Origin of the sequence: Neobacillus drentensis, assembly GCF_036965645.1 — a bacterium.
Classification (GTDB): domain Bacteria; phylum Bacillota; class Bacilli; order Bacillales; family Cytobacillaceae; genus Neobacillus; species Neobacillus drentensis_D.
Window position 1 is genome coordinate 1 of the sequence record NZ_JBALPZ010000035.1, and the last position, 7396, is coordinate 7396.

Sequence of the window (7396 nt, forward strand, 5' to 3'; positions counted from 1 at the left end):
GTGGTGTAGATGTGGTCGCTCAAATCGGTCCTGGTTTATTTGGTTTTCGCGATGATGAGGGGAATTTCTCTATTGATGAATTTAAGTGTAAAGCCCAGGAACCGAATATAAAAGCATTTGAGCTTAAATTCGGCCAAGGAGCAAAAATACGTGGCGGACATCTGGAGGGGTCGAAGGTTACAATGAAGGTAGCCAATATTCGTAAGGTTCCGGTGGGGCAGACCATTAATTCACCCAATCGCTTTCCGTTTTTGCATAATGCGCTAGAAACGTTAGAGTTTATCAAAATGCTGCAAGATGAAGGTGGAAAACCTGTTGGAATCAAAATGGTTGTTGGATATCCAACCAGTTTAGATGAATTTTTCGAGGCCATGAATCATCTTAAGATTTATCCGGACTTTATTACGGTTGATGGCGGAGAAGGTGGAACAGGCGCCACTTACAAATCAATGGCAGATACAATGGGGCTTCCTTTATATCCTGCTTTAATTGCCGTTATTGATAAGGCCTATCAGTATGGAATCCGAAAAAAGCTAAAAATTTTTGCCTCAGGAAAATTAATTTCAGCCGATAAAATAGCCATTGCCCTTGGGATCGGTGCAGATGCCGTGAACTCTGCGCGAGGATTTATGATCGCTAACGGCTGTATTATGGCCCTTCAATGCCATACTGGGAAATGTCCTACGGGCGTAACGACCACTGACCCAAAATATCAAGAAGCACTTGTGCCTGAGGAGAAGAAATGGCGAGTCATGAACTATATCATTAATGTACGCCATGGTTTGTTTGCCTTAGCTGCGGCTTGTGGCATTGACAGCCCCAGTAAATTCACTCGTGATCACATTGTATTTAAAGATGTCGATGGAAAAATAATACGGTTATCAGAACTGTTTCCAATTCCTGATTCTTCGGCGGAATGATTCAAAAGAACTTTATAGATTGATAGAAGATGAACGGGATAACGTTGATGATTTGTCAATAAATGCGGCTATAAGCCAATTTAGTAATATTAAGGATTCATTTTACCTAGACCAGAGTGCACTCGGTCTTTTTTTTTGGACAGTACCCTAATTCCCGAGTGTCAACGTCAAACGCCTTCAATTGATAATATTAAAAAAAAAGACTGTAAATGGCAGCCTTTCTTATTAGGAACATTCATCACAGCAATAAACCTCTTGACCATTTAAATCCTTTTCTATATATGTGAAATAAGGTTCATCTCTGTCAATTGGAAGTCCACAATGTATACAAAAAATATTGACTTCATAAGGCTGATTGCATGGTTTGTCCAATTTAACACCTCCTAGTAAGTTATTAAATTTATTTGACTAGGATTTAAAATAGTAGTAAGAAGAAATTCAAAATGAGGTTGTCCCAATTTTCCACGTATAAAATAATATTGATTTTCCTATTAGTATAAATTTATGCAAAAAGGAGAAAAAATTTACAAAATTACTAATATTCCATGTTTTTTATTACCTGTGATAGGATAGGACCAAACTGTAAATAGAGGTGTTTTTTTATTCATACATAACCTTTATACTGATGAAACGATAAATTATTAACGTTAATACTTGTTACCGAATTGACATTCCGGGCAGAATGCACCTTATTTCAATGAGGTGCGTTCTGCCTGTTTTTTTGTGTGAGTTCAAGTCACTTCGATTCTCTTTTTCTGAAAATATCTTTTTACTCAATTGTTCTCCGTCTCTTGGGTTTATTTCTCCCGTTGTACTTTCTAATGATACAAAAATGTACCCCAACGCTAGACTTTATTAACTGTCTACACGATGAGGTACATTTACGTTGACACTGTGTTTTTTTATAGATTAAAGCAAGCTGCCTATGGATTTGTTTCATTTTCATAATTTCTTTCAATGACAAAATGGGTAAGGTCACTTCTATAAATGGTTTTAGAATATTCAATAACCGTTTCATCACCTAAATAGGCATGCGTATATAAGACAAAACAGGGATCACCAGCGCTAATATGAAGTCTGTCTGCAGTCTCTTGATCTGCTGTAAACAATTCAAGGTTTTCGATGGTTCTGCTGATTTTCAAATGAAATTGTTGTTCTAAAAGCTGGTATAATGAGATTTCACAGCCCTTTTTGTCCAATGAAGGAGTTTTGTACCAAGGTAAATACGAAATTTCGACTTGGATCGGTTGATCATTAACAAAGCGAATCCGCTCCAGTCTATTAACAGGTTCTCCATTTTGGATATGAAGCTGTTCACTTAAGAATTGATCAGCGGGAATGACGTCCAGATTTAATACTTTAATGGATGGCTTTTTTCCCTGCATAGTCATTTGTTTAGAAAATCGTTCAACAGTAGAGGTCAAGATTTGTTTAACTTTGTTTCCGGATACAAAAGTTCCGCTTCCTCGTTTGCGGTATACATAACCTTCAGTTGTTAACTGCTGTAGAGCGGTTCGAACCGTTGTTCTACTGACGCCATATTTCTCGCAAAACTCTGCTTCTGTAGGGAGCTGTGAGTTTGGCTTGTATTCTCCATTATTTATTAATTGGATAATGGCATCCTTCACTTTATGATGCAAAGCGTTAGCTTCTTTGGACTCCTCAATCATCCTGAACATCCCCCTTACCTACTAGATTACCAAAAAAAAGAAAAAAAAGGTACTAAAAAGACAAGTTTCGGAATATGTAATTACAAATTTAGAAAAGTTACTACAAATTCATTTTAAGTATTGTAAATATTTCGAATTGTTATTACAATGAGTTTAGAACATAGTCACACTACTTTTTATCAATGATGATCGATAAAGGGGGAGTAACCCAAATACCTCGCTATTAAAGGCTTCACTTTTTGAAAACGCTTACTAAGTTATAAGGGGGAAGAAGTGTGAAGATTTTGTTATGCTGCTCAGCTGGTATGTCCACAAGTCTTTTAGTTTCAAAAATGGAAGCAAGTGCAAAAAAACAAGGGATTGACTGTGAAATTTGGGCTGTTGGCTCAACGGAAGTAAATAACCATTTGCAAGAGGCCGATGTACTTCTTTTAGGTCCACAAGTTCGCTTCTTACTAGCCAAGTTAAAAAAGGAAGGAGAGAAAAGGGGTATACCGGTGGATTCCATTAACCCAATGCATTATGGACTTTGCAATGGCGAGGAAGTTTTAAAACATGCAATCAACTTAATTAAAGGGGAGTGAAGGACATGATGAATATCATTGATCAATTTATTATGCCGTTCGCAAATAAGCTGGGTAATAACAGACATCTTCTTGCCATTCGTGACGCATTAGTAGGGATGATTTCGATTACGATGATTGGTTCCTTAGCGGTCTTATTTAATAATCTTGGCTCGGTCCCTGGTGTTGGAAAATACTATCAAAATTTAATGGTATCAATTTTCGGAAAGAACTGGAATACGCTTGGCGGGGATATCTGGTGGGGAACTCTTGCCTTCATGACAGTCTTTGCTGTGTTTGGTATCTCTTATAAACTAGCAAAATCTTATGGTGATGATGGATTCGAGGCCATGCTAATAGCGGCTGCTTCCTTTTTCCTGCTGATACCTCAGGTGGCAAATGTTACAATGACACCGGATGGAGGTAAAGCTGTCACGGGAGGTGCATGGGGATTTATTAATTGGGGGTATTTTAATGCTACCTCCTTATTTACAGGAATCATTGTTGCGATTGTGGCAACCGAAATATTTGTGCGTTTAGCAAAAGTGAAGTATTTAGTGATTAAGTTACCGGATGGAGTCCCGCCAGCAGTAGCTCGTTCGTTTGCAAAGCTGCTTCCAGGAATGGCGACCATCTTTATTATGGGTTTACTCGGACTTATTCTTCGTACGTTTATTAGTGATGGTGTCTACCTGAATGATTGGATCAATAAGGTACTGGTTTCACCGCTCACGGGTGCTGTAGATTCAATGGCATTTTCCATTTTAATCGTTTTGCTGGTACATCTCTTCTGGATGCTTGGACTTCATGGCCCCAATATTCTAGGCGGCATTACAACGCCGTTGTTGACAAAGCTGGGCCAAGAAAATGTCAATATGTATGCGAAAGGGGTAGATGATTTAAGTCAGTATCATATCCTTGCAGGAAACTTTTTGGATGCCTTTGTTTATTTGGGGGGATCAGGGGCGACTCTAGGGTTAATTATTGCCATGTTTATTGCCGGACGGAAACGCAATAAGCAGCTACTAGCATTAGGGACCCCTCCTGGCATTTTCCAAATCAATGAACCGATTCTTTTTGGATTGCCGATTGTATTAAACCCGCTTTGGATTATTCCATTTATCCTCGGCCCTATCATAATGACAATCGTTGCCTATTCTGCAGTTAGTTTAGGATTGGTTCATCCAGTTGTTGCGGATATTCCTTGGGTTACACCTGCCATATTAGGCGGCTTGCTAGCGACCGGAGGGCACATTTCTGGGGCGATTTTAGCTGCCGTAAATTTAGCCATTTCGATCGTTGTTTATATCCCTTTTGTTATGGCACAGGGAAGAGTTGAGGCAAAGAAACAAAAGGCAGAACAATCGTCCAAATCAATCGATTCACTAAATATTTAATGGGAAACATACTATTTCATTCAACAAGAGGTGTGGAAATATGAATTCTGGTCTGAAAATTGCCACTATAGGAGGCGGGTCCAGCTATACCCCTGAATTAATCGAGGGGTTTATCAAGTATTATCCGGAATTGCCCGTTAGTGAAATCTGGCTTGTGGATGTGGAAGAAGGAAAAGAAAAACTTGAAATCGTGGGGAATCTGGCGAAAAGAATGGTTGAAAAAGCTGGTATCCCCATTAAAATTCATTTGACCTTAGACCGCAGGGAAGCTCTAGAAAATGCTGATTTCGTAACCACTCAATTTCGGGTAGGGATGCTTGAAGCCCGCAGTAAAGATGAGTTTATTCCCTTAAAGCATGGTGTCTTAGGTCAGGAGACGAATGGTCCGGGCGGTCTATTTAAAGCACTTAGGACTATACCGGTTATTCTTGATATTGGTAAGGAGATGAAGGAACTCTGTCCGGATGCCTGGCTGATTAATTTTACAAATCCGGCAGGTATGGTGACAGAAGCAGTGCTAAGGTACAGTCCTATAAAAAAAGTAGTCGGACTATGTAATGTCCCAATTGGGATGGAAATGGGCGTTGCCAAACTCTTAAATGTGGATCATAAAAGGGTTAGAATTCAGTTTGCCGGTCTTAACCATTTGGTGTATGGACTAGATGTGTTTGTGGATGGGGTATCTGTTAAGGAGCGTGTCATATCCATTCTTACCAACCCTGAAAAAACGATTACGATGCAGAATATACATGCCATGGGATGGGAGCCTGATTTCCTAAGGGCCTTAAACCTTCTTCCTTGCCCGTATCACCATTACTATTTTAAGCATGGAGAAATGCTAGAAAAAGAGCTGATGGATTTTCAAGAAGGCAAGACTCGCGCGACGGTGGTTAGAGAGCTAGAAGCAGAGTTATTTAAGCTCTACAAAAATCCCGAATTGGCCATTAAGCCTCCTCAGTTAGAACAACGAGGAGGTGCTTACTATAGTGATGCCGCTGTAAGGCTGATTCATTCCATGTATACGGATAAGCGCGATATTCAGGCTGTCAATACCATGAATAGCGGTGCCATTTTAAGCCTTCCATATGATGCCGCTGTAGAAGTGAGTTGTGTCATTACAAAGGATGGCCCCATCCCAATGGTTGTAGGTGAATTACCGATCCAGGTGAGCGGGCTAGTTTCACAAGTGAAATCTTTTGAACGGGTAGCGATTGAAGCCGCGGTAACGGGGGACCGCAGAAAGGCATTATTGGCTATGACAATTAATCCATTTGTTCCGAGTGATCGAATGGCTAAAGTGCTATTAGATGAAATGCTAGAGGTTCACAAACCCTATCTTCCACAGTTTCAATGAAGAATGACCAGTTGGGGAGGAAGCCAATATGTCGGACCTAGAAACGACGATTTTTCAAATCATTCTCCACAGTGGGAATGGAAGAAGTGCAGCAATGGAAGCCATCCATGCTGCAAAAAAAGGAGATTTTGAATACGCCAGGGAGAAAATAGAGGAAGCAGAAAAAGCCTTGAATGAATGCCATCTTATCCAAACGTCGCTGATCCAAGCTGAAATCAGGGGAGAAAAAGCAGAAAGTTCTTTACTGATGATTCACGCACAAGATCATTTAATGAATGCAATGACAGTGAAGGACTTAGCGGAGGAAATGGTAGAAATCTATCAGCGGATTTAATTTACAGGAATGAGTAAGAAGACCTGAGGAGAAGTGGATATGATTAAACTAATTGTTAATGCTGATGACTTTGGATTCAGTCCCGGCGTAAACTATGGAATTATTCATGCTCATTTACACGGAATTGTAAACTCAACCACGATGATGATGAATATGGCTGGAACAAATCATGCGATTGACTTGGCAAAAGACCATTCGAATCTGCGTGTTGGAATTCATTTAGTCCTTACTTGCGGGAAACCTTTATTAGAGGATGTACCTTCTTTAATGGATCAGAATGGTCAATTTCGGTCTCTTTCTCATTTAAACTTGGATAAGATTTCCTTAGATGATGTGGAGAGAGAATGGACAGCTCAAATTGAACGATTTATTTCAACGGGGCTTAAACCAGACCATTTGGATAGCCATCATCATGTTCATACCAAGAAAGAACTTCAACCGGTGGTTAAAAATCTATCACAAAAGTATGGATTGCCTGTCAGAAAAAATGGAACTGTGGGAATAGATGGTGTAAAGTCCTTTTCAGATCTAGCACTTTTTGATTTCTACGGCGATGGCGTTAAAGAAGATTATTTTCTAAATCTCGCATCCCGGGTTGAAGTTGGTAAGACCGTGGAAATTATGTGTCATCCTGCATTTATTGACGAACAGCTTTTAATGGGGTCTTCTTATACGTTTCAAAGAGTATTAGAACTAGACTTATTAACTTCTGTTCAACTTGATGAAACGATTATCCTATTGTAACTAGTCTGGGATTTTGTAAGTCAATTTTTATCTATATTAACAATGTATATAATGCCCTTTTGTCTTTTGGATAAAAGGGTTTTTATTTAACCGAAGATCTTATAATCAAAGTCCTGTGAGACTTGAAAAGGTCTTTACTAACCAACTAAAAAAAACATCTAATTTTCCAACTTTTTAATCTTTTTGGCAATGTCATTCAATACATTCAACTTTCCTTTAATAAACGCGTTGTTATACTCATTTTTTTCTTCTAATAAAACAGGTATATAGTAAGCTTTAACTGCCTCAATGTATTTCACTAATTCTTTGAACTTTTCCTCAGATTTCAATGTTTAACCTCCTAGGTCGATCCTCATGAATATATAGATGTAAATAGTAGTATGAAACATTTCTAGTGAAAAGTTTTTGTGTGTT

General features: G+C 39.0%; 8 protein-coding genes. 6 read left to right on the forward strand and 2 right to left on the reverse strand.

Translation table 11 applies throughout. The features are described from left to right. Positions 1-920: FMN-binding glutamate synthase family protein (locus tag V7266_RS06950; RefSeq protein WP_335466975.1), on the forward strand; the 920-nt coding region annotated here is incomplete at its 5' end. Between the two features lie 923 nt (positions 921-1843). On the opposite strand, the gene V7266_RS06955 is transcribed toward V7266_RS06950, so the two are convergent. Next, positions 1844-2590: a GntR family transcriptional regulator gene (locus tag V7266_RS06955; RefSeq protein ID WP_335466977.1), complete on the reverse strand. Its 747-nt coding sequence runs from the start codon at positions 2588-2590 to the stop codon at positions 1844-1846. A gap of 275 nt (positions 2591-2865) precedes the next feature. Between V7266_RS06955 and V7266_RS06960 the strand changes: the two genes are divergently transcribed. The 5 genes from V7266_RS06960 to chbG are packed head-to-tail and all read left to right on the forward strand — an operon-like array spanning position 2866 to position 6982. Beyond that, positions 2866-3174, forward strand: a complete 309-nt coding sequence (locus V7266_RS06960; RefSeq protein WP_335466979.1) for a PTS sugar transporter subunit IIB — start codon at positions 2866-2868, stop codon at positions 3172-3174. A gap of 5 nt (positions 3175-3179) precedes the next feature. Then, entirely contained in the window at positions 3180-4550 is a 1371-nt protein-coding gene (locus V7266_RS06965) for a PTS sugar transporter subunit IIC (RefSeq protein WP_335466981.1), read from the forward strand. 40 nt (positions 4551-4590) lie between these two features. After that, positions 4591-5904 (forward strand): 6-phospho-beta-glucosidase, encoded by a 1314-nt coding sequence (locus tag V7266_RS06970; RefSeq protein ID WP_335466983.1) that lies wholly within the window; start codon positions 4591-4593, stop codon positions 5902-5904. A gap of 28 nt (positions 5905-5932) precedes the next feature. Further along, entirely contained in the window at positions 5933-6238 is a 306-nt protein-coding gene (locus V7266_RS06975; RefSeq protein ID WP_335466985.1) for a PTS lactose/cellobiose transporter subunit IIA, read from the forward strand. Between the two features lie 39 nt (positions 6239-6277). Next, positions 6278-6982 carry a chitin disaccharide deacetylase gene (chbG, locus tag V7266_RS06980; protein WP_335466987.1) on the forward strand — a complete coding sequence of 235 codons (705 nt, stop codon included), beginning with the start codon at positions 6278-6280 and terminating at the stop codon, positions 6980-6982. Positions 6983-7140: 158 nt separating this feature from the next. On the opposite strand, the gene V7266_RS06985 is transcribed toward chbG, so the two are convergent. Further along, positions 7141-7311: a hypothetical protein gene (locus V7266_RS06985; RefSeq protein WP_335466989.1), complete on the reverse strand. Its 171-nt coding sequence runs from the start codon at positions 7309-7311 to the stop codon at positions 7141-7143. Positions 7312-7396: the final 85 nt, after the last annotated feature.